This is a genomic window from Streptomyces sp. NBC_00306, from assembly GCF_036169555.1.
Lineage (GTDB): Bacteria > Actinomycetota > Actinomycetes > Streptomycetales > Streptomycetaceae > Streptomyces > Streptomyces achmelvichensis.
In genome coordinates, this window is record NZ_CP108032.1 from 1,707,432 (window position 1) to 1,728,126 (window position 20,695).

20 protein-coding genes are annotated in these 20,695 nt (G+C 70.3%); 7 read left to right on the forward strand and 13 right to left on the reverse strand.

Annotation, left to right across the window (positions count from 1 at the left end; all coding sequences use genetic code 11):
• Positions 1–225 precede the first annotated feature (225 nt).
• Positions 226–996: an enoyl-ACP reductase FabI gene (gene fabI, locus OHA05_RS07665; RefSeq protein WP_313947140.1), complete on the reverse strand. Its 771-nt coding sequence runs from the start codon at positions 994–996 to the stop codon at positions 226–228.
• Positions 997–1,000: 4 nt separating this feature from the next.
• On the reverse strand, positions 1,001–1,717 hold the full coding sequence (gene fabG / locus OHA05_RS07670; protein ID WP_313947138.1) for a 3-oxoacyl-[acyl-carrier-protein] reductase: 717 nt from the start codon (positions 1,715–1,717) through the stop codon (positions 1,001–1,003).
• Positions 1,718–1,863: 146 nt separating this feature from the next.
• On the opposite strand from fabG, the gene OHA05_RS07675 reads away from it, so the two are divergent.
• The 3 genes from OHA05_RS07675 (at position 1,864) to tyrS (ending at position 6,317) form a co-directional block, all read left to right on the forward strand.
• Positions 1,864–3,426 carry a TldD/PmbA family protein gene (locus OHA05_RS07675; protein WP_443043650.1) on the forward strand — a complete coding sequence of 521 codons (1,563 nt, stop codon included), beginning with the start codon at positions 1,864–1,866 and terminating at the stop codon, positions 3,424–3,426.
• A gap of 171 nt (positions 3,427–3,597) precedes the next feature.
• Positions 3,598–4,995 (forward strand): TldD/PmbA family protein, encoded by a 1,398-nt coding sequence (locus tag OHA05_RS07680; RefSeq protein ID WP_328860128.1) that lies wholly within the window; start codon positions 3,598–3,600, stop codon positions 4,993–4,995.
• Between the two features lie 53 nt (positions 4,996–5,048).
• Positions 5,049–6,317: a tyrosine--tRNA ligase gene (tyrS, locus tag OHA05_RS07685; RefSeq protein WP_313947135.1), complete on the forward strand. Its 1,269-nt coding sequence runs from the start codon at positions 5,049–5,051 to the stop codon at positions 6,315–6,317.
• A 68-nt stretch (positions 6,318–6,385) separates the two neighbouring features.
• On the opposite strand, the gene OHA05_RS07690 is transcribed toward tyrS, so the two are convergent.
• The gene (locus tag OHA05_RS07690) at positions 6,386–6,664 is read right to left on the reverse strand and encodes a GlsB/YeaQ/YmgE family stress response membrane protein (protein ID WP_313947134.1); all 279 of its coding nucleotides are present in this window, start codon (positions 6,662–6,664) and stop codon (positions 6,386–6,388) included.
• Between the two features lie 215 nt (positions 6,665–6,879).
• Here OHA05_RS07690 and OHA05_RS07695 point away from each other — a divergent pair, with 215 nt between their 5' ends.
• Both OHA05_RS07695 and OHA05_RS07700 read left to right on the forward strand, forming a co-directional pair.
• Positions 6,880–7,290: a DUF3099 domain-containing protein gene (locus tag OHA05_RS07695; RefSeq protein ID WP_328860129.1), complete on the forward strand. Its 411-nt coding sequence runs from the start codon at positions 6,880–6,882 to the stop codon at positions 7,288–7,290.
• A gap of 193 nt (positions 7,291–7,483) precedes the next feature.
• Positions 7,484–7,714, forward strand: a complete 231-nt coding sequence (locus OHA05_RS07700) for a hypothetical protein (protein ID WP_328860130.1) — start codon at positions 7,484–7,486, stop codon at positions 7,712–7,714.
• 25 nt (positions 7,715–7,739) lie between these two features.
• Here the strand turns inward: OHA05_RS07700 and moaA are convergent, their stop codons facing one another.
• From moaA to OHA05_RS07715, 3 genes are all read right to left on the reverse strand, one after another.
• Positions 7,740–8,729 (reverse strand): GTP 3',8-cyclase MoaA, encoded by a 990-nt coding sequence (gene moaA, locus OHA05_RS07705; protein ID WP_313947131.1) that lies wholly within the window; start codon positions 8,727–8,729, stop codon positions 7,740–7,742.
• A gap of 191 nt (positions 8,730–8,920) precedes the next feature.
• Positions 8,921–10,543 (reverse strand): solute symporter family protein, encoded by a 1,623-nt coding sequence (locus OHA05_RS07710; RefSeq protein ID WP_313947130.1) that lies wholly within the window; start codon positions 10,541–10,543, stop codon positions 8,921–8,923.
• Positions 10,540–10,905: a DUF485 domain-containing protein gene (locus OHA05_RS07715; RefSeq protein ID WP_328860131.1), complete on the reverse strand. Its 366-nt coding sequence runs from the start codon at positions 10,903–10,905 to the stop codon at positions 10,540–10,542. Before OHA05_RS07715 ends, OHA05_RS07710 begins: the two co-directional genes overlap by 4 nt.
• Positions 10,906–11,161: 256 nt before the next feature.
• Between OHA05_RS07715 and OHA05_RS07720 the strand changes: the two genes are divergently transcribed.
• Entirely contained in the window at positions 11,162–12,694 is a 1,533-nt protein-coding gene (locus OHA05_RS07720; RefSeq protein WP_313947128.1) for a S8 family peptidase, read from the forward strand.
• A 76-nt stretch (positions 12,695–12,770) separates the two neighbouring features.
• On the opposite strand, the gene OHA05_RS07725 is transcribed toward OHA05_RS07720, so the two are convergent.
• The 7 genes from OHA05_RS07725 to OHA05_RS07755 form a co-directional block, all read right to left on the reverse strand.
• Positions 12,771–13,811, reverse strand: coding sequence for a zinc-dependent alcohol dehydrogenase family protein (locus OHA05_RS07725; protein ID WP_328860132.1), 1,041 nt, complete (start codon positions 13,809–13,811; stop codon positions 12,771–12,773).
• A gap of 96 nt (positions 13,812–13,907) precedes the next feature.
• Positions 13,908–14,801, reverse strand: coding sequence for a sterol desaturase family protein (locus tag OHA05_RS07730; protein WP_328860133.1), 894 nt, complete (start codon positions 14,799–14,801; stop codon positions 13,908–13,910).
• A 132-nt stretch (positions 14,802–14,933) separates the two neighbouring features.
• Positions 14,934–15,656 (reverse strand): VIT1/CCC1 transporter family protein, encoded by a 723-nt coding sequence (locus tag OHA05_RS07735; RefSeq protein WP_328860134.1) that lies wholly within the window; start codon positions 15,654–15,656, stop codon positions 14,934–14,936.
• A gap of 24 nt (positions 15,657–15,680) precedes the next feature.
• On the reverse strand, positions 15,681–16,910 hold the full coding sequence (locus tag OHA05_RS07740; protein ID WP_328860135.1) for an amidohydrolase family protein: 1,230 nt from the start codon (positions 16,908–16,910) through the stop codon (positions 15,681–15,683).
• Positions 16,910–18,193 carry an amidohydrolase family protein gene (locus tag OHA05_RS07745; RefSeq protein ID WP_313947123.1) on the reverse strand — a complete coding sequence of 428 codons (1,284 nt, stop codon included), beginning with the start codon at positions 18,191–18,193 and terminating at the stop codon, positions 16,910–16,912. The genes OHA05_RS07740 and OHA05_RS07745 overlap by 1 nt, the downstream gene beginning before the upstream one ends.
• A gap of 9 nt (positions 18,194–18,202) precedes the next feature.
• Positions 18,203–19,087 carry an SDR family NAD(P)-dependent oxidoreductase gene (locus tag OHA05_RS07750; protein WP_313947122.1) on the reverse strand — a complete coding sequence of 295 codons (885 nt, stop codon included), beginning with the start codon at positions 19,085–19,087 and terminating at the stop codon, positions 18,203–18,205.
• Positions 19,084–19,884, reverse strand: coding sequence for an acetoacetate decarboxylase family protein (locus OHA05_RS07755; RefSeq protein WP_313947121.1), 801 nt, complete (start codon positions 19,882–19,884; stop codon positions 19,084–19,086). The genes OHA05_RS07750 and OHA05_RS07755 overlap by 4 nt, the downstream gene beginning before the upstream one ends.
• A 120-nt stretch (positions 19,885–20,004) precedes the next feature.
• On the opposite strand from OHA05_RS07755, the gene OHA05_RS07760 reads away from it, so the two are divergent.
• Positions 20,005–20,661 (forward strand): TetR/AcrR family transcriptional regulator, encoded by a 657-nt coding sequence (locus tag OHA05_RS07760; protein ID WP_328860136.1) that lies wholly within the window; start codon positions 20,005–20,007, stop codon positions 20,659–20,661.
• Positions 20,662–20,695: the final 34 nt, after the last annotated feature.

The window sequence follows — 20,695 nt, forward strand, 5'->3', positions numbered from 1 at the left end:
CGAGCCGAGCCGGGGCCGAGCCCATCGGCCCCTGGGGCGCAGCCGGCGCCACCTCCCGCCCTGGGCGAGGGACAGTCCTGCGGCTACCGGCAGTCCGGAGCAGAGCCCGGCGCCCCGCCGCGTCCGCGTACAACGAACGCCGGGGAGCCCGCACCCGCGGGCTGCCCGGCGTTCACAGCAGCCGGCCCGCGGGACAGCACCCCGCACGCCGACGCCGAAGGCGTCCTACGCGCCCATCATGTGGACGCCGCCGTCCACATGCACCACCTCGCCCGTCGTCCGCGGGAAGAAGTCCGACAGCAGGCCCACCACACCGCGGCCCGCCGGGTCCGGGTCCGAGAGGTCCCAGCCGATCGGGGCGCGGTGGTTCCAGACGTCCGCGAGCTCCTCGAAGCCCGGGATCGACTTCGCCGCCATCGACTTGATCGGACCCGCCGAGACCAGGTTGCAGCGGATGTTCTGCGCACCGAGGTCACGAGCCAGGTAGCGGTTCGTGGACTCCAGCGCCGCCTTCGCCACGCCCATCCAGTCGTACTTCGGCCATGCGATCGTCGCGTCGAAGGTGAGGCCGACGATCGAGCCGCCACGCTGCATCAGCGGCAGGCAGGCCATGGCCAGCGACTTGTACGAGTACGCCGAGACCTGGACGGCGGTCGAGACGTCGTCCCAGCTCGCCTCGAGGAAGTTGAACGCGCCCTGCGGGCCGAAGGCGATCGAGTGCACGATGCCGTCGAGGCCCGACTCGTCGCTGGAGTGCTCACGGATCTTGTCGGCGAGACCGTCCAGGTGCTCCTGGTTGGTGACGTCCAGCTCGATGACCGGGGCGGGCTTGGGCAGCCGCTTCGCGATGCGCTCGACGAGGGTGAGGCGGCCGAATCCGGTGAGGATGACCTCCGCGCCCTCCTCCTGGGCCACCTTGGCCGCGTGGAAGGCGATGGAACCGTCCGTGAGGACGCCCGTGACGAGAATGCGCTTGCCGGCGAGGATTCCACTCATGTGATCAGTGACCCATGCCCAATCCGCCGTCAACGGGGATGACGGCTCCAGTGATGTACGAGGCGTCGTCGGAGGCGAGGAAGCGCACCGTGGCGGCGACCTCTTCCGGCTTCGCGTAACGGCCGAGCGGCACCTGCGAGACGATGCCGGCGCGTTGGTCGTCCGTGAGCGCCTGCGTCATGTCGGTGTCGACGAAGCCGGGCGCGACGACGTTGAACGTGATGTTGCGCGAGCCGAGCTCGCGGGCCAGGGACCGGGCGAAGCCGACCAGGCCGGCCTTGGAGGCGGCGTAGTTGGCCTGTCCCGCGGAGCCGAGCAGGCCGACCACCGACGAGATCAGGACGACGCGGCCCTTCCTGGCGCGCAGCATGGCCCGGTTGGCGCGCTTGACGACGCGGAAGGTGCCGGTGAGGTTGGTGTCGAGGACGGCCGTGAAGTCGTCCTCGGACATACGCATCAGCAACTGGTCCCTGGTGACACCGGCGTTGGCCACCAGCACCTCCACCGGACCGTGCTTCTCCTCGATCTCCTTGTAGGCCTGCTCCACCTGCTCGGCGTCGGTGATGTCGCACTTGACGGCCAGGAAGCCGTCCTTCTGCAGGGCGGCGGGATCGCCGGAGCGGTACGTGATCGCGACCTTGTCGCCGGCATCGGCGAACGCGCGGGCGATGGCGAGGCCGATGCCCCGGTTTCCTCCGGTGACGAGAACCGAGCGGCTCAACGGATCACCCTTTCGATAGCGGTCTGGTATGCGAAAACCTATCGGTCCCATCCCCTTCGCGGAGAATCGGGCCCTGACAGCGCCTCGTTCGAGTCACTGTCGGGTCCCTACAGAAAGACGCTGGGCAACGGCCACCCCGGCGCGACATGATCGGGGCGACCCGTCTCGACGACAGGAGACATTTCGTGCCTCATACCATCGACGAAGCCTTCACGGCACTGCCGCTGCGGGCGCTCGCCGACGCGGCGCTCGCCAGGGCGCGGGCGCTCGGCGCCGACCACGCCGACTTCCGCTTCGAGCGCGTACGCAGCGCGGCGTGGCGGCTCCGCGACGCCAAGCCGGCCGGCTCATCGGACACCACGGACCTCGGGTACGCGGTGCGGGTGGTGCACGGCGGCGCCTGGGGCTTCGCCTCGGGGGTCGACATGACCATGGACGGGGCCGCCCGGGTCGCGGGCCAGGCGGTCGCGATGGCGAAGCTGTCGGCGCAGGTGATCGCTGCGGCCGGCTCCGACGAGCGTGTGGAACTTGCGGACGAGCCGGTGCACGCGGAGAAGACGTGGATCTCGGCGTACGAGATCAACCCCTTCGAGGTAGCGGACGAGGAGAAGACCGCGCTGCTCGCCGAGTGGAGCGGGCGCCTGCTGCGGGCGGACGGCGTGGCGCATGTGGACGCCTCGCTGCTCACCGTTCACGAGAACAAGTTCTACGCCGACACCGCTGGCACGGTCACCACACAGCAGCGGGTGCGGCTGCATCCGCAGCTCACCGCGGTCGCCGTGGACGAGACGACCGGTGAGTTCGACTCGATGCGGACCATCGCGCCGCCGGTGGGGCGCGGCTGGGAGTATCTGACCGGCACGGGCTGGGACTGGGACTCCGAGCTGGAGCAGATCCCGGAACTGCTCGCGGAGAAGATGCGTGCCCCCAGCGTGCAGGGCGGCCGCTACGACCTCGTGGTGGACCCCTCGAACCTCTGGCTCACCATCCACGAGTCGATCGGCCACGCCACCGAGCTGGACCGGGCGCTCGGCTACGAGGCGGCGTACGCGGGCACCTCGTTCGCCACCTTCGACAAGCTGGGCAAGCTGGCGTACGGCTCCTCGGTGATGAACGTGACCGGCGACCGCACCGCCGAGCACGGACTCGCCACCATCGGGTACGACGACGAGGGCGTGCAGGCGCAGTCGTGGGACCTGGTCAAGGACGGCACCCTGGTGGGCTACCAACTGGACCGCCGGATCGCGAAGTTGACGGACCTCGGCCGTTCCAACGGCTGTGCGTACGCGGACTCCCCCGCTCATGTGCCGGTCCAGCGGATGGCGAACGTCTCGCTCCAGCCGGCGGCCGGCGGGCTGTCGACGGAGGATCTGATCGGCGGGGTGGAGCGCGGGATCTACGTCGTGGGCGACCGCTCGTGGTCGATCGACATGCAGCGCTACAACTTCCAGTTCACGGGTCAGCGGTTCTTCCGTATCGAGAACGGCCGGCTGGCCGGTCAGCTGCGCGATGTCGCCTACCAGGCGACGACGACGGAGTTCTGGGGTTCGATGGAGCAGGTCGGCGGCCCGCAGACATATGTGCTGGGCGGCGCCTTCAACTGCGGCAAGGCCCAGCCGGGCCAGGTCGCCGCGGTCTCCCACGGCTGCCCCTCCGCCCTGTTCCGCGGTGTGAACATCCTGAACACGACGCAGGAGGCCGGGCGATGAGCGGGCGCGGCACGATCCGCCGGGGGTCCGGGGGTCGTCCCCCGGGCACGCACAGTCTGAACACGACGCAGGAGGCCGGGCGATGAGCGGGCGCGGCACGATCCGCCGGGGCCCCGGGGGGCGTACCCCGGGCACGCACAGTCTCAACACCACGCAGGAGGCCGGACGCTGATGTCGACGAATCGCCACACCAAGCCCCACGAGATCGTCGAGCGCGCGCTCGAGCTGTCCACCGCCGACGGCTGCGTCGTCATCGCCGACGAGCAGTCCTCCGCCAATCTGCGGTGGGCCGGCAACGCCCTCACCACCAACGGCGTCACCCGCGGCCGCACCCTCACGGTGATCGCCACCGTCGACGGCAAGGAGGGCACCGCCTCCGGTGTCGTCTCCCGCTCCGCCGTCACCGCCGCGGACCTCGAACCACTCGTCGGGGCCGCCGAGGAGGCCGCCCGTACGTCCGGTCCGGCCGAGGACGCCCAGCCGCTGGTCTCCGGGGTCGAGGCGTCGCCCGACTTCACCGACGCTCCCGTGGAGACCTCGTCGGCCGTCTTCGGGGACTTCGCGCCGGCGCTGGGCGAAGCGTTCGCCCGCGCCCGGGCCGGCGGGCGGGAGCTGTACGGCTTCGCGAATCACGAGCTGACCAGCACCTATCTCGGCACCTCCAGCGGCCTGCGGCTGCGGCACGACCAGCCGAACGGCACGCTGGAGGTGAACGCCAAGTCCCCGGACCGCTCGCGGTCCGCGTGGGCCGGCCGTTCCACGCGCGACTTCAAAGACGTGGACCCGGCGGCCATGGACGAGGAGCTGGCACAGCGCCTCGGCTGGGCCGAGCGCCGGATCGAGCTGCCGGCAGGACGCTACGAGACCCTGCTGCCGCCCACCGCGGTGGCCGACCTGCTGATCTACCAGCTGTGGTCGTCGACGGCCCGGGACGCGGCCGAGGGCCGTACGGTCTTCTCCAAGCCCGGCGGCGGGACCCGCGTCGGCGAGACGCTCTCCCCCCTGCCGCTGACGCTGCGCAGCGACCCGAACGCGGCGGGCCTGGAGTCGGCGCCGTTCGTGATCGCGCACGCCTCGGGGGACGACGCCTCGGTCTTCGACAACGGTCTGCCGCTGCCGGCGACGCAGTGGGTGCGCGACGGCAAGCTGGAGCATCTCGTGACCACGCGGCACAGTGCCGCCCTGACGGGCCTGCCGGTGGCGCCCGGCGCCGGGAACCTGATCCTGGACGGCGGCGGCGAGCGGTCGCTGGACGAGATGGTCGCGGCGACCGCCCGCGGGCTGCTGCTGACCTGTCTGTGGTACATCCGTGAGGTCGACCCGGCGACGCTGCTGCTCACGGGTCTGACCAGGGACGGCGTCTATCTCGTCGAGAACGGCGAGGTGGTCGGCGAGGTGAACAACTTCCGTTTCAACGAGTCACCGGTCGATCTGCTCTCGCGCACGACGGAGGCGGGCCGGACGGAGAAGACGCTGCCGCGCGAGTGGGGCGACTGGTTCACCCGGGCCGCGATGCCCGCGCTCCGGGTCCCCGATTTCAATATGAGTTCGGTCAGCCAGGGCGTATAACCTCGGAGGCGTCTGTAGGGACAGACGCATTCACCGAAGGAGACGCGAGAGAAGTGACGGACATCGTCGACGAGCTGCAGTGGCGCGGGCTGATCGCCCTGTCCACTGACGAGGACGCATTGCGCAAGGCGTTCGCGGACGGTCCCGTCACGTTCTATTGCGGCTTCGACCCGACCGCACCCAGCCTGCATCTGGGCAATCTGGTCCAGATCCTCACGATGCGCCGGATCCAGCTGGCGGGGAACCGCCCGCTGGGTCTGGTCGGCGGGGCGACGGGTCTGATCGGCGACCCCAAGCCGAACTCCGAGCGCACGCTGAACGCGCCGGAGGTCGTCGCGGGCTGGGTGGACCGGCTGCGGGCGCAGATCGAGCGCTTCCTCGACTTCGACGGCCCGCACGCCGCGACCATGGTCAACAACCTGGACTGGACGTCGGGTCTGTCGGCAATCGACTTCCTGCGGGACGTCGGCAAGTACTTCCGGGTCAACAAGATGATCGCGAAGGAGGCGGTCGCCCGGCGGCTGAACTCGGACGCGGGCATCAGCTACACCGAGTTCAGCTACCAGATCCTTCAGGGCATGGACTTCCTGGAGCTGAACCGGCGGTACGGCTGCACGCTGCAGACCGGCGGCAGCGACCAGTGGGGCAACCTCACCGCGGGGACGGACCTGATCCACCGGGTCGAGCCGGAGGCCGTGGTGCACGCGCTGGCCACCCCGCTGATCACCAAGGCGGACGGCACCAAGTTCGGCAAGACGGAGTCCGGCACGGTCTGGCTGGACGCGGAGCGGACCACGCCCTACGCCTTCTACCAGTTCTGGCTGAACGCGGACGACCGTGACGTCTCCAAGTTCCTGCGGATCTTCAGCTTCCGGTCCCGCGAGGAGATCGAGGAGCTGGAGAAGCTGACGGAGGAGCGTCCGCAGGCGCGCGCCGCCCAGCGCGCGCTCGCGGAGGAGCTGACCACGCTGGTGCACGGAGCCGACGAGTGTGCCGCCGTCGTCAACGCCTCCAAGGCGCTGTTCGGTCAGGGCGATCTGTCCGAGCTCGACGAGCCGACGCTGCGTGCCGCTCTCTCGGAGCTGCCGCACGCCCGGGTCGCCGAGCTGGCGCCGGTCGTCGATCTGTTCGCCGAGGTCGGTCTCGTACCCAGCAAGTCGGCCGCCCGCCGCACCGTGAAGGAGGGCGGGGCCTACGTGAACAACACCAAGGTCACGGCCGAGGACGCGGTCCCCGGCCAGGAGGATCTGCTGCACGGCCGCTGGCTGGTCCTGCGCCGCGGCAAGAAGAACCTCGCCGCCGTCGAGGTGGCCACGGCCTGACACGGCCGCCGGCCGGGCTGTCTGTCAGCCCGGCCGGCGACCGCGGTGCCGAGGGGACCCGTTCCGGGTCAGGCGCGTTCCTTCTTGCTGCCGCGTACCGAGGTGTACGCCATGTCACCGAGGAAGACGATCACGATCGCCGCTCCCAGCTGGAGCGCGTGCCGGCCCCAGTCGATGCCCGGGGTGGCCGCGATGCCGAAGGCACGCGCCAGGGCGTTGCCGATCAGGGCGCCGATGATGCCGAAAATGGTGGTCAGCCAGAGCGGGCTGTGCTGCTTGCCCGGGATGATCGCCTTGGCGATCAGGCCCAGCACGAATCCGACGATGATGGCCCACAACCAGCCCATGGCTGCCTCCTTGTCAGGCTCTGCGAGCAGGTACGCCGCCAGTCTCGGCCCATCCCGCATACCGCGCATGTCGGGCGACGCCATCCGTGCACGGCACCCGGCATCGCCCTGCGCGCGTCCACCCGACCCCCTCTCGTAGCCGACGGAACGGCGGCGTACCGTGGACGGGGTCAGGACCAGGGAGCGTCCGGCAGGGAAATCGGGTGGTGATCGTGATGCGGAAGCAGACGAACGCAGAGGTCTTCCGGATCACCGGGGCCCGGCAGGGTCTTGCCGACGATGTCCGCGGACGGCAGCGGCGTTATGTGATCTCGATGTCGGTACGGACCATTTCCGTGATTCTCGCCGCCACCTTGTGGAATGTGGAACGTCATGTGGCGATCGTGGCCCTCGTGCTCGGCATCCTCCTGCCCTATGTGGCCGTCGTGATCGCCAACGCGGGCCGTGAGAACGCCCCTTCGATGCCGTCGACGTACGTGCCCGCACCGTCGCGGCCGATGCTCCCGCCTCCCGCGACGACCTCCTCGACGACCTCTTCGGCGAGCTCTTCGGCGAGCGCCTCGGCGGAATCCGAGGCCGGTGCGGGGCCCTTTGCGAAAGAGACTCCGGAGCGCGAACGGGGCTGAATTCCCCGGGCTTGCCAAGCTCAGGAAAAGCTCAGATCAATCATGAAGTTCCGGTGCCTCGCACCCCGTTACCCGTGACATACTTCGTACGCGCTCCGCATCCCCCGTCGGAGCGACGGACCGACGCCGGGCAGCTCCCCCCGTGGCTGCTCGGCGTCGCCTTTGTGAGGGCACGGTGGGGGACAATGATCCGGTGAGTGACGAGACCCCGATCTGTTCCGCCAAGGGCTGCCGTACGGCAGCGGTGTGGGTGCTGGCGTGGAACAACCCGAAGCTGCACACACCGGACCGCCGCAAGACCTGGCTCGCGTGCGACGAACACCGTGAGCATCTGTCCCACTTCCTCGACCTGCGCGGCTTCCTCAAGGACGTCGTGACGCTCGAGGAGTGGGAACGGAACGCCGGAGCGGCCGGCGAGCGCTGAGAGCCTGTCGGGTGACCTCTGAGGCTCAGCCGCCGATCGCCGACATGGGGCGGTCGGGCTGGAGGAACGAGGGGTCGTCGAGACCCGAGCCGGCCTTCTTGCCCCACATGGCCAGCCGCCACAGCCGGGCGACCTCCTCGTCGGGCGCGTCCGAGCGCAGCGCGGCACGCAGGTCCGTCTCCTCGCGGGCGAACAGACAGGTGCGGACCTGGCCGTCGGCGGTGAGCCGGGTGCGGTCGCAGGCGCGGCAGAACGGGCGGGTGACGGAGGCGATGACGCCGACGCGATGCGGTCCGCCGTCCACCAGCCAGCGCTCCGCGGGCGCCGAGCCGCGCTCGCCGTCGTCCTCGGCGGTGAGCGTGAAGCGGGTGCGCAGGGACTCCAGGATGTCACCGGCGGTGATCATGCCGTCGCGCTTCCAGCCGTGCTGGGCGTCCAGCGGCATCTGCTCGATGAAGCGCAGTTCGTAGTCGTGCTCCACGGCCCAGGCGAGGAGGTCGGGTGCCTCGTCGTCGTTGAGGCCCGGCATGAGCACGGTGTTCACCTTGACCGGGGTCAGGCCCGCGTCCCGGGCGGCCTCCAGGCCGTCGAGGACGTCGCGGTGCCGGTCGCGGCGGGTCAGCGTCTTGAAGACATCGGGGCGCAGGGTGTCCAGCGAGACGTTGACGCGGTCCAGGCCCGCTGCCTTGAGCGCGGCGGCCGTGCGCTTGAGTCCGATGCCGTTGGTGGTCAGCGACATCCGGGGGCGGGGCTCCAGGGCCGCGCAGCGCTCCACGATCCCCACCAGGCCGGGCCGCAGCAGCGGCTCGCCGCCGGTGAACCGGACCTCGGTGATACCGAGGGTGGTCACGGCGATACGGATGAGGCGGACGATCTCGTCGTCGCTGAGCAGATCGGGCTTGGCGAGCCACTGCAGTCCCTCTTCGGGCATGCAGTAGGTGCAGCGCAGATTGCACCGGTCGGTCAGGGAAACGCGCAGGTCCGTAGCCACACGGTCAAAGGTGTCGATGAGCACTGTGGGCCCCCTCCCCGGAACGGAACGGATCTGTCTGGATCTGTTGTGCGGATCTCTCTGTTGTCGAGCCTACGTCAGGGCTGTGACATCGGTAGGGGCCCGATTGTCACGAGGTACGACGCGGCCGCGTCGTAGGACTCTACGACGCGGCCGCGCTGTGGACCCGTACAACCGTCCGTACGGGAACCGGATCAGTGGGCTCCGGTTCCGGTGAGGGACTTGACCTCCAGCTCCGCGTACTTGCCCTTGTCGGGCTCCTCCTTGGAGAGCAGCGAGCCGACCCAGCCGAGCAGGAAGCCCAGCGGGATGGACACGAGGCCGGGGTTCTCCAGCGGGAACCAGTAGAAGTCGAGGTTCTTGAACATCGACGTGGGCTTGCCGGAGACGACCGGCGAGAAGAGCACCAGGACCACGGAGGCGGTCAGACCGCCGTAGATGGACCACAGGGCGCCCTGAGTGGTGAACCTCTTCCAGAACAGGCTGTAGAGGATCGTGGGCAGGTTCGCCGACGCGGCGACCGCGAAGGCGAGGGCGACGAGTCCGGCGACGTTGAGGTCGCGGGCGAGCGCACCGAGGCCGATGGAGACGACACCGATGGCGACCGTCGCCCAGCGGGCCGCGCGGACCTCTTCCTTCTCGGTGGCCTGTCCCTTGCGGATGACGTTGGCGTAGATGTCGTGCGCGAAGGACGAGGACGAGGCGAGCGTCAGTCCCGCGACCACGGCGAGGATGGTGGCGAAGGCGACCGCGGAGATGACCGCGAGCAGAATGGCGCCGCCGGCGGAATCGACGCCGCCGATGTGCAGGGCCAGCAGTGGCGCCGCCGTGTTGCCCGCCTTGTTGGACGCGGTGATTTCTTCCGGCCCGACGAGTGCCGCCGCTCCGAAGCCGAGCGCGATGGTCATCAGGTAGAAGCCGCCGATGATGCCGATGGCCCAGATGACCGACTTACGGGCGGCCTTGGCCGTCGGGACGGTGTAGAAGCGGATGAGGATGTGCGGCAGTCCGGCGGTGCCGAGGACGAGGGCGATCCCGAGGGAGATGAAGTCCAGCTTCGAGGTCTCGGTCACGCCGTACTTGAGTCCGGGCTCCAGGAACGCCGAGCCCTTGCCGCTCTTCTCGGCCGCGGTGCCGAGCAGGTCGGAGATGTTGAAGTTGAACTTCAGCAGCACCAGGAAGGTGATGAGCAGGGTGCCCGCGATGAGCAGGACGGCCTTGACCATCTGCACCCATGTGGTGCCCTTCATACCGCCGATGGTGACGTACACGATCATCAGCAGACCGACGAGGGCGACGATCGCGACCTTGCCGCCGTCGCTGGTGATGCCGAGCAGCAGGGAGACGAGCACACCGGCGCCGGCCATCTGCGCGAGCAGATAGAAGATCGAGACGACGATGGTGGAGGTGCCCGCCGCGGTACGGACCGGGCGCTGGCGCATCCGGTAGGCGAGGACGTCGCCCATCGTGTAGCGGCCGGAGTTGCGCAGCGGTTCGGCGACCAGCAGCAGCGCGACCAGCCAGGCCACCAGGAAGCCGATGGAGTACAGGAAGCCGTCGTAGCCGAAGAGGGCGATGGCACCCGCGATACCGAGGAACGAGGCCGCCGACATGTAGTCGCCGGAAATGGCCAGACCGTTCTGGAAACCGGTGAACTGACGGCCGCCCGCGTAGAAGTCGGAGGCGCTCTTGGTCTGCCGGCCGGCCCAGACGGTGATACCCAGGGTCGCCACCACGAAGAGCGCGAACAAGGTGATGATCAGCGGCCGGTGTTCGGTGGTCGCGCTGTCCGCCGCCAGCTGGAGGGTGTTGCTCACAGCTCTGCCTCCATCCGGGACTTGATCGCCTCACCCTTCGGGTCGAGCTTCGCCGCGGCGAAACGCGAGTAGAGCCAGGCGATGAGGAACGTCGTGGCGAACTGGGCGAGGCCGAAGACGAAGGCCACGTTGATGTTGCCGAAGAGCTTGGTGCCCATGAAGCCGCCCGCGTAGTTCGAGAGCAGCACGTACAGCAGGTACCAGCCGATGAAGGCGATGGTCAGGGGGAAGGCGAAGGAGCGGTAGGTGCGGCGCAGTTCGCCGAATTCCGGACTCTCCTGCACCTCGACGAACTGCTCTGTCGTGGGCTGGGCGGGACTGCCGTCCGAACCGCCCTTCGGCGGCGGTGCATCGGATGCCACGGAAATCTCCTCGCGACGCGGGTGCGGTGGGGATGGACAAGAAAGAACGTGCTGTCAGGGAACGGTTTGATGTTGCTCCACTCCCTGACAACGGCACGGAGAGCACGCCGGGCCGGTTCAACATCAGCCTTTTTCTTCTTGGTTTTCTTCTCGAACACATTGATGAGGGTCAAGATCGGCGATAGCTTCGCTGGTCATGTACCCGCCCATGCGCACCGGGTGTCTGGGCGGTTGTCACGGATGATGTGGAGAACCCATGGCTCATCTGGGATCCAGACGGCGGCGCGTTATTGCCCTGCCCGCAGGTCTGGCGCTCACGGCCTCGCTCGGCTTCCTTCCCGCGGGAGCCGCCTCGGCAGCCCCGGCGGACGAGACGCCCGCGGTGGTGGCGACCGACGGTCCGAAGCTGTCGTACGTGGTGAACGTCAAGAGCGGTCACAGCACTGCCAAGTCGGTGAAGAAGGCCATAGCCAAGGCCGGCGGTTCGGTGGTGATCGCCTACGACCAGATAGGCGTCATCGTCGTCCACTCGCAGAACCCGGACTTCGCCAAGACCATCCGTAAGGTCAGGGGTGTCGACTCGGCCGGTGCCACGCGTACCGCGCCGCTCGCCGCCGCGACCGACACGGCCATCGAGTCGGAGCGTCCGCTCACCGCCGCCGAGGCCAAGGCCGCCGCCACGAAGGCCGGCGCGGACCAGGACCCGCTCGAGCCGCTCCAGTGGGACCTTCCCGCCATCAAGGCGGACCAGGCCCACAAGAAGTCGCTCGGCAGCAAGAAGGTCACGGTCGCGGTCATCGACACGGGCGTGGACGACACCCACCCCGACCTCGCGCCCAACTTCGACACGCGCGCCTCGGCGAACTGTGTCACCGGCAAGCCCGACACCACTCCCGGTTCGTGGCGGCCCGCCGCGAACGAGAGCGACCACGGCACGCACGTCGCGGGCACGATAGCCGCGGCCAAGAACGGCGTCGGCGTCACCGGTGTCGCACCGGGCGTCAAGGTCTCCGGCATCAAGGTGTCGACCACCGAGGGCTTCTTCTACACGGAGGCCGTCGTCTGCGGCTTCGTGTGGGCGGCCGAGCACGGCGTCGACGTGACCAACAACAGCTACTACACCGACCCGTGGCTGTTCAACTGCAAGAACGACGCCGACCAGAAGGCGCTGATCGACGCCCACGCGCGCGCCATCAAGTACGCGGAGCGCAAGGGCGCGGTGAACGTCGCCGCGGCCGGCAACTCGCGGATGGACCTGGCGGCGGACGAGCTCACGGACACGACGAGCCCGAACGACACCACCCCGGGCACGCGCGTCATCGACCCGAGTGAGTGCCTGGACATTCCCACCCAGATCCCGGGTGTCGTCACGGTCTCCGCGCTCGGTGCGAAGAACCTGAAGTCCTCGTACTCCAACTACGGCAACGGCGTGATCGACATCTCCGCCCCCGGCGGCGACTCGACGATCTACCAGAAGCCCGAGGCTCCGGCCGTCGACGGCCGCATCCTGTCGACGCTGCCGAACGGCGGCTACGGCTACAAGGCCGGTACGTCGATGGCCTCGCCGCACGTCGCGGGCGTCGTCGCGCTCATCAAGTCGAAGCACCTGAACGCTTCGGCGGCCGCCGTGAAGGCGATGCTGTACGGGCAGGCCGACGACACGGCCTGCACGAACCCGTACGACATCGACGGCAACGGCACCGTCGACGCGGTCTGCGTCGGCGGCAAGCGGGACAACGGCTTCTACGGAACGGGCGTCGCCGACGCCCTGGACGCGGTTCGCCGGTAGTCGCAGCGCAGGAGGGGCCGGACGCGATCACCGCGTCCGGCCCCTCCGTATGTCTCGTCGTTCCTCAGGCCGTGGGTCAGGGCTTGACGAGGACCTTCAGCGCCGTGCGCTCGTCCATCGCGCGGTAGCCGGCCGGAACGCCGTCGAGCCCGACCGACAGGTCGAAGACCGGCGACGGGTCGACGGAGCCGTCCAGGACGTCCGGCAGCAGCTCGGGGATGTAGGCGCGCACGGGTGCGACCCCGCCGCGCAGCGAGATGTTGCGGTCGAACATCACGCTCAGGTCCAGGCCGGTGCCGCTGCCGTGCGGCACGCCGACATAGCCGATCGCGCCGCCGTCGCGGGTGATGCCGACGGCCGTACGCATCGACTGCTCGGTGCCGACGGCCTCGATCACGGCGTGGGCGCCGCCGCCGGTCAGCTCGCGGACGGCCTCGACGGCCGCGTCACCGCGCTCGGCGACGACATCGGTGGCGCCGAAGGTACGGGCGATGTCCGTGCGGGCTTCGTGACGGCCCAGCGCGATGATCCGCTCGGCACCGAGCCGCTTGGCGGCCAGCACACCGCAGAGCCCGACGGCGCCGTCACCGACGACGGCGACCGTGGTGCCCCGGGTCACGCCGGCGCCGACAGCGGCGTGGTGGCCGGTGCCGAGGACGTCGGAGAGCGCGAGCAGCGCCGTGAGCAGCCGGTCGTCGGACGCGGCCTCGGCGGGCAGCTTCACGAGGGTGCCGTCGGCGAACGGCACCCGGACCGCCTCGCCCTGGCCGCCGTCGGAGCCGACGGAGCCCCAGAAGCCGCCGCGGGGGCAGGAGGTCTGGAGACCGGCGGCGCAGTACTCGCAGGTGCCGTCGGACCAGACGAAGGGCGCGACGACCAGATCGCCGGGGCGGAATCCGGTGACCTCGGCGCCCGCTTCCTCGACGACGCCCAGGAACTCGTGGCCGATGCGCTGCCCCGGCTGCCGGGCGCTCTCACCGCGGTACGCCCACAGGTCGCTGCCGCAGATACAGGCCCGCAGCACCCGCAGGACCACATCGGTGGGCTGCTGGACCGCGGGATCGGGCACCTCCTCCACGCGGATGTCGTGCGGGGCGTGGATGACGGTGGCGCGCATGCTGCGGGTCCTTGCTGATCAGTCGGATCGGACAACTGTCCGACTTCACGGTACGCCCGCGGGAACGGCCCCGAGACGCCGGCCGGGGTGTGCGCGTCAGGCGACCTTCTCCGGGGCCGGGGCCGGGGCCGGGGCCGGTGCCGCCGCGGCGGTCCCCCTGCCGGCCGGCTGCCAGCCGGGGCCGCGGAACACGCGCCCGGCCCGCTCCCGCCAGGTGGCCGCCGCCCGTACGTCGCGGGCGATGGCCGCGTACTCATGGGTGGCCACCCGCAGCGGGTTGTAGGTCTCGATGTTCTTGGTGAGCCCGAAGACGGGCCGCTCGGTCTCCGGCGCGAAGGAGCCGAAGAGCCGGTCCCACACGATGAGGATGCCGCCGAAGTTGCGGTCCAGGTAGCCGCCCTGCGAGGCGTGGTGCACCCGGTGGTGCGAGGGCGTGTTCAGGACGTACTCGAAGGGCCGCGGCAGCTTGTCGATCCGCTCCGTGTGGATCCAGAACTGGTAGACCAGGCTGACGGACGAGCAGAACGCGAGCGCGGCCGGATGCACTCCGCAGGCGACGAGCGGCAGATAGAACGGCCAGACGGTCAGGCTCGTCCAGGGCTGGCGCAGGGCCGTGCTGAGGTTGAACTTCCGGCTGGAGTGGTGGACCACATGGCAGGCCCACAGGATGCGGACCACGTGGTGCCCGCGGTGGTTGAAGTAGTAGAAGAAGTCCTGGGCGAGCAGCATCAGCGGCACGCTCCACCACAGGACGGGCACGCGGGCCGGGGTGAGTTCGTACACCACCGTGTAGATCGCCAGGATCGGGATCTTCCAGAAGAAGTCGAAGGCGAGGCTCCCGAGCCCCATCCCCAGACTGGTGGCGGCGTCCTTGGACTCGTATCCGGCGGCGTCGTCGTCGGGGTGGAGGCGGTAGCTGACCATCTCCAGGACGGTGAGCAGCACGAAGGCGGGTATCGACCACAGCACGACATCGGGCAGGTGCGGCATGCGTGCACGGTAGAGGCAGGGTGAGGGGCACGGCTAGATGGTGTTACCGACAAGTATGCGAGACGGGATGTCAGCAGACCGTCGTGCATCCCCGGGGGCGTCCCGACCTGCGGCCGCTCGGCGGACCGCCCGTCAGACCCCCACCGCGCCCAGCAGCGATCCCGCTCCGTACGTCACCGCCATCGCCACCGCTCCCCCGCCGACGTTCCGCAGCACCGCCCGGCCGGCGGGGGCGTCTCCGAGCCGCGCGCTCCACCAGCCGGTGAGGGTGAGAGCCACCAGGACCGAGACGACGGTCACCGGCAGCCGGAGCTGATCCGGCGGCAGCACGATCGCCAGCAGGGGCAGCAGCGCCCCGGTCGTGAAGGCGAGCAGGCTGGCGAAGGCCGCGCGCCAGGGGTCGGCCAGGTCGTCCGGGTCGATACCGAGCTCCACGCTCGCGTGGGCGCGCAGCGCGTCGCGCTCGGTGAGCTGGACGGCCGCCTCCCTGGCCACCTCCCGTGACAGCCCCCGGGCCGTCAACAGGCCGGTCAGTTCGTCGAGTTCGGCGTCCGGCTGCTCGCGCAGCTCACGCTTCTCCAGGGTCAGCGCCGCCTTCTCCGAGTCCCGCTGGGTGGACACGGAGACGTACTCGCCGGTGGCCATGGACATCGAACCGGCGAGCAGGCCGGCGAGGCCGGCGGTCAGCAGGGCGTCGCGGTCGGAGGTGGCACCGGCGACGCCCACCACGAGACCGGCGGTGGAGACGATGCCGTCGTTGGCGCCGAGCACCGCGGCCCGCAGCCAGTTCAGCCGCGAGCCGAGTGCTCGGCCGTGGGGCTCGTCATGCGGCGTTCGGGGAGTCGCTCCACTCATGCGGGGAGGTTCCCACCGCGGATGTCACCACACACGCACCGACCCGCCCCGGGCGAACGCGGGACTGGTCGCGCCCTGCGGGACGTCGTCCAGCGGCCGGGCGATCTCCTGCGCCGTCGGACCGACACGCGCCGCGATCGGGTCGAGCAGGCCGAGGTCGAAGCCGTAGACCCGGGCGGCGTTGCCCCCGGCCATCGCCGCGATCTCGTAGGGCGGCAGACCCGCGTAGGCGATGCGGAGGCCTTCGCGGGAGTAGGGGGTGGTGCCTTCATCGTGCGGGTAGTCGCAGCCCCACATGATCTTGTCGAGACCGATCCGGTCACGCAGCGGCACCTCGTGGGGCCGCATGAAGCTGGCCCCGACGAAGCAGTTGTCCCGCCAGACCTCGCTCGGCCCCCGGCCCATCGCGGCGGCGAGCCCGGCACCGAACTTGGACTCGGCCGTCGCCGTCCGCGCCGCCGCCGCGACCAGCCTCCCGTGGTAGTAGTCGAGCATGTCGAGCACGCCCGGGATCCAGCCGGAACCCTGCTCGGTCAGCACCAGGGTGAGGCCGGGGTGGCGGCGGAAGGCACCGCCGAAGATCAGATGCCACAGCGCCCGGTGCGAGAACCAGGTCGTCTCCACCATGAAGACCGCCCGGGCCGCCGGTTCCTCGCCCAGCGGCGGGGACGCCGACCCGCCGTGATGGTTGACGGGCACGCCGAGCTCGTCGCAGACCGCCCAGATCGGGTCGTACGTCTGCGAGTACAGCTCCGGCAGTCCGGAGCCCGGCGGGGTGCCGGGCAGCAGGATCCCGCCGGTGAGACCGGCCTGCCGGGTGCGGCGGATCTCCCGCACCGCCTCGTCGGGGTCGTTCAGCAGGATCTGCGCGACCCCGGCCCGGCGACCGGGGGCCTCGGCGCAGAAGTCGGCGAGCCAGCGGTTGTGGGCGCGCAGTCCTGCCCAGCGCCGCTCGTACTCCTCGCGGGTGGGCGCCGGGGCCATCAGCGAGGCGCTGGGGAAGAACGGCGGGATGGTGTTCGGGTAGACGACCTCCGCGACGATGCCGTCCGCCTCCAGTTCCGCGAGCCTGCGCGCCGAGTTCCAGTTGCGGTCGGCCGTGTCGGCGAGCAGGTCCTCGTACGGATTGACGTAGGTGGCGGCCCAGGCGTCGAAGTCGTCGTGGTGGCGTTTCTCCAAGTACGGCTTGTAGTCGAGGAGATCGGCCCCGGCGTGGCAGTCGGCGGAGATGACGGTGTAGCGGTCGGCGGGCATCAGGAAACCCCCAGGACCGGGAAGTCGTGGTCGGTCAGCCAGTGCCGGCCCACGTCGCGCGACGCCGCCCAGGAGGCCTCCACGGCCTGCTGGTCGGCGGACTGGCCGAGCTCTGCCGGTGTGGGGCCGATACGCCGGGCAACGGGCTCCAGTTTCGCGGTGTCGAAGCCGAAGACCTCGGCGGCGGCCAGTCCGAGCATCCGGCGGGTCTCCGCGACGGGGATGTCGTGGAAGGTGTTCCGCAGCCACTCGCGTGTCTTCGGCCAGGTGCCCTCGGGATGCGGGAAGTCGCTGCCCCACAGGATGTTGTCGACGCCGATCTCGTACCGCTGGGCGAGTTCGCGGCGCTTGGTGTTGGTGGCGCAGACGAAGACCTGCCGGTCGAGGTACTCGCTGGGTGGGCGGCGCAGTTCGGCGAACGGAGAGAGCTTCTTGCCGCCGTGCGCCCCGAGGTAGAGCCGGTCCATGAACCAGAGCAGGTTCGGCAGCCACCAGCAGCCGGACTCGGCCACGCCGAACCGCAGGCCCGGGTGGCGTTCGAAGACTCCGGACCAGAGCAGGAACCACAGCGGGCGGGCCGGCCACCAGGTGACCTCGGAGACATAGATGCCCAGATGGTCGCCGTACTCGTGGCGCGGTGCCGCGCCGGAGTGGGTGACGAGGGGCATGCCCGTCTCCTCGGCGGCCGCCCAGACCGGGTCGTACCGCCGGTCGTGGTACGGGGCCTTGTCCATCCACATCGAGGGGATCATCAGGGCGCCGAGGCCCGACTCCCTGGCCCGGTGGATCTCGGCGACGACGCGCCCGACCTCGCCCGTGACGGGCAACAGCGCCACCCCGCAGTGCCGTTCGGGGTGTTCGCCGACGAACTCGGCGAGCCACCGGTTGTGGGCCTGGGCCCCGGCCATCCCGAGGTCCGGGTCCTGGTCGCCGCGGAGACCGAGCCCGACACCGAAGGGCGCGGCCGTGCCGCTGTCGACGGCGTCCGCGTCGGGGAAGACCACTTCGGCGGCGATTCCGTCACCGTCGAGTTCCTTGATGCGCTGATCCGAGTCCCAACCTCCCTTCAGGCCCTCCTCGTTGTCGCTGAACCACCGGGCGGCGAAGTCCTCGTTGCGCACGCCGAGGCGTGTCATGTCCTCACGCCGGGCGTCCCGGCCGGCGAGGAACTCGTCGAACGCGCGGTGGAACCGGGCGTCCAGATAGGGCCGGTACCGTTCCGTCGGCAGTCCGGCGTGGCAGTCGGAGGAGATGATCAGGTACGGGTCGTTCCGGTCCGTCATGACACGTCCTCAATCCAGGATGAAGCGCTCGAGGTAGGAGGGGTCGGTCCGGTCGAGCATCGACGCCGACCGGGCGCGGATCTGCCGGTCGCTGTGCTCGCCCGGCGGCAGCATCCAGAAACGGCCGGCGCGGATGCCCTCGACGACGAAAGCGGCGACGTCCTCGACCGGGGTGAAGGCCACGTCCTGCCCGGCCTCCTTCATCGCCGCTTCCCACTGGCCGAGGGTGCGGTACGGGGTCCTGCGGGGCCGCTCCTTCGCATAGCGCGCGGGCCTGTTGCGGTGCGACTCCCACAGTCCGGTACGGAGCATGTGGGGGCCGGGGAAGAGGACGGAGGCGCCGACGCGGGCGTTCTCCGCCTTCAGATGGGCGTACAGCGACTCGGTCATGGTGACGACGGCCGCCTTGGTGACGGCGTAGACGGAAGCGGTCGGCAGCGGGGCGATGCCCCCGTCGCCGGAGGAGGTGTTGACGACGTGGCCGGGCTCGCCGCTCGCGATCATCCGCGGCACGAAGGCCTGGATGCCGTGGAAGACACCCCAGACGTTGACGGCGAAGGCCCACTTCCAGTCGTTGGGCTCGTGCTCCCACATCCGTCCCTCGGCGCCCGATCCGACGCCCGCGTTGTTGCAGAGCACATGGACGGCGCCGAAGGCTTCGTAGGCGGCGTCGGCCAGCGCGAACACCGCCTCGCGGTCGGAGACGTCGACCACCCGGGCGAGCACCTTCGCGCCGTCGCCGGCGAGTTCACCGGCGGCCTCGCGCAGGGCGCTCTCCTCGACGTCGGCGAGGACCACCGCGAGACCCTCGGCGGCGAACCGCCGTGCCATCGCGCGTCCGATGCCACTGGCGGCGCCGGTGACCACGGCGACCTGTCCTTCGGTCAGTCTCATCGGACGCTCCCGGCGGGAGGGCCGTCCAGGATCTGCTGCGGGTCGTCGTAGCGCTGGTGGAGGTAGGGCAGGAACTCCCGCGCGCTCACCCGCCCGGCGACCATGCCCTTCTGGTCGCTGGTCTTCTCGCCGATGGTCAGCTCGACGACGCGGTGTACGGGGAGGTCGGCGACGGGGTCGTACATGGACTCGCGGAGCACCACGTCGCCGGTGAGGCGTTCCAGTCTGCGGACCTTCTCGTGGCGGACGCAGTGCACGAGGACGGGGTCGGCGTCGAACCCCGAACCGTCCACGGCGGGCAGGAACTTGAAGTAGAAGTCGAGCTTCTCGGCCGGCTCCGGCAACGGGAGCGGTCCGGCGACGGCGCCGCGCACCTCCACGAAGGCGATGCCGTGCCGGGCGAGCGCGGCACGGACGACGAGTCCGTCCCGTTCCAGGGTGACGTCGCCCAGCTTCTTCGGCTCCCCGAACACCTCGCGGCCGCCGATCAGCGCGCGTTCATGGGTCATCGGCATGACCAGCGGGTACCAGCCCTCGCGCCCGTCGTGCCGGGCCGATACCGCGACCGAACCGGCGCCGAGCGGATAGCCGGGCAGTTGCACCCGGCTGACGGCGGCCCGTACGAGCGGCCGTTCGGCCGGCACCAGCGGTGGCGGCAGTACGGCGGCCACCGCGTCCGGATCGCTCTCCCACACCGCGACGACGCCCGTCGACCAGATGTCGGGGAGCTTCGTTCCTGCCGCGCGGGCGGCGGAGATCTCCGCCGCCGAGCGCGCGCCGTACCGTACGCGTGTCATGTCGTACCGCCCTTCCTGGGAGTGCCTTTCCGGGGGTCCGCCGCACAGCGGGCTGTAACACAGTTACACCGGAGCCGATGAAGGGTAAAGAGCCGTGCAGGCACGAGAATTGAGGGCACCATGACCCGTACCGCGCTGACCCGTGACGATGTTCTCGACGCGGCGGCCGCCCTCGTCCGGCAGCTCGGCCCGCAGGCCCTCACCATGCGCAAGCTCGCCGCCGAACTCGGCACGGCCGTCACCTCGATCTACTGGCACGTGGGCAACCGCGAGTCCCTTCTGGACGCGCTGGTGGAGCGCACGGTCCACGAGATGGGAGCGATCCGGCCCGCCGGCCGCACCCCCGCGCAGCGCATCGTCTCGGTCGCCCGCCGCCTCCACCGCGAGCTGCGCGAGCGGCCCCATCTGATCGCGATGGTGCACGAACGCGGCCTCACGGACCGGATGTTCCTCCCCGCGCAGCAGGCCCTCGTCCACGAGGTGCACGCGGCCGGGCTGCGCGGCGCCCGCGCCGCGGAGGTGGTGCGCTCCGTGCAGTACCAGGTCGTCGGCTTCGTCCTCGTCGAACGCAACCGCGACCGCGCGCCCGTCCAGTCCCCCGCCCGGGGGGAGCTGTGGGACACCCGGACCGCGGAGCACGACCCGGCGCTGGCGAGGGCGCTCTCGCGGCCGGCGGACCCGGAGAAGCTGTTCGAGACATCGGTACGGGCGTTGGTGAGCGCACTCCTCGAGCCGCCGGCGCCACCGGCGCCGCTCCGCGAGGCGGACCCGGCCTAGGGCCTCTCGTCCGGGCGGCCCGCACCGGCCGGTG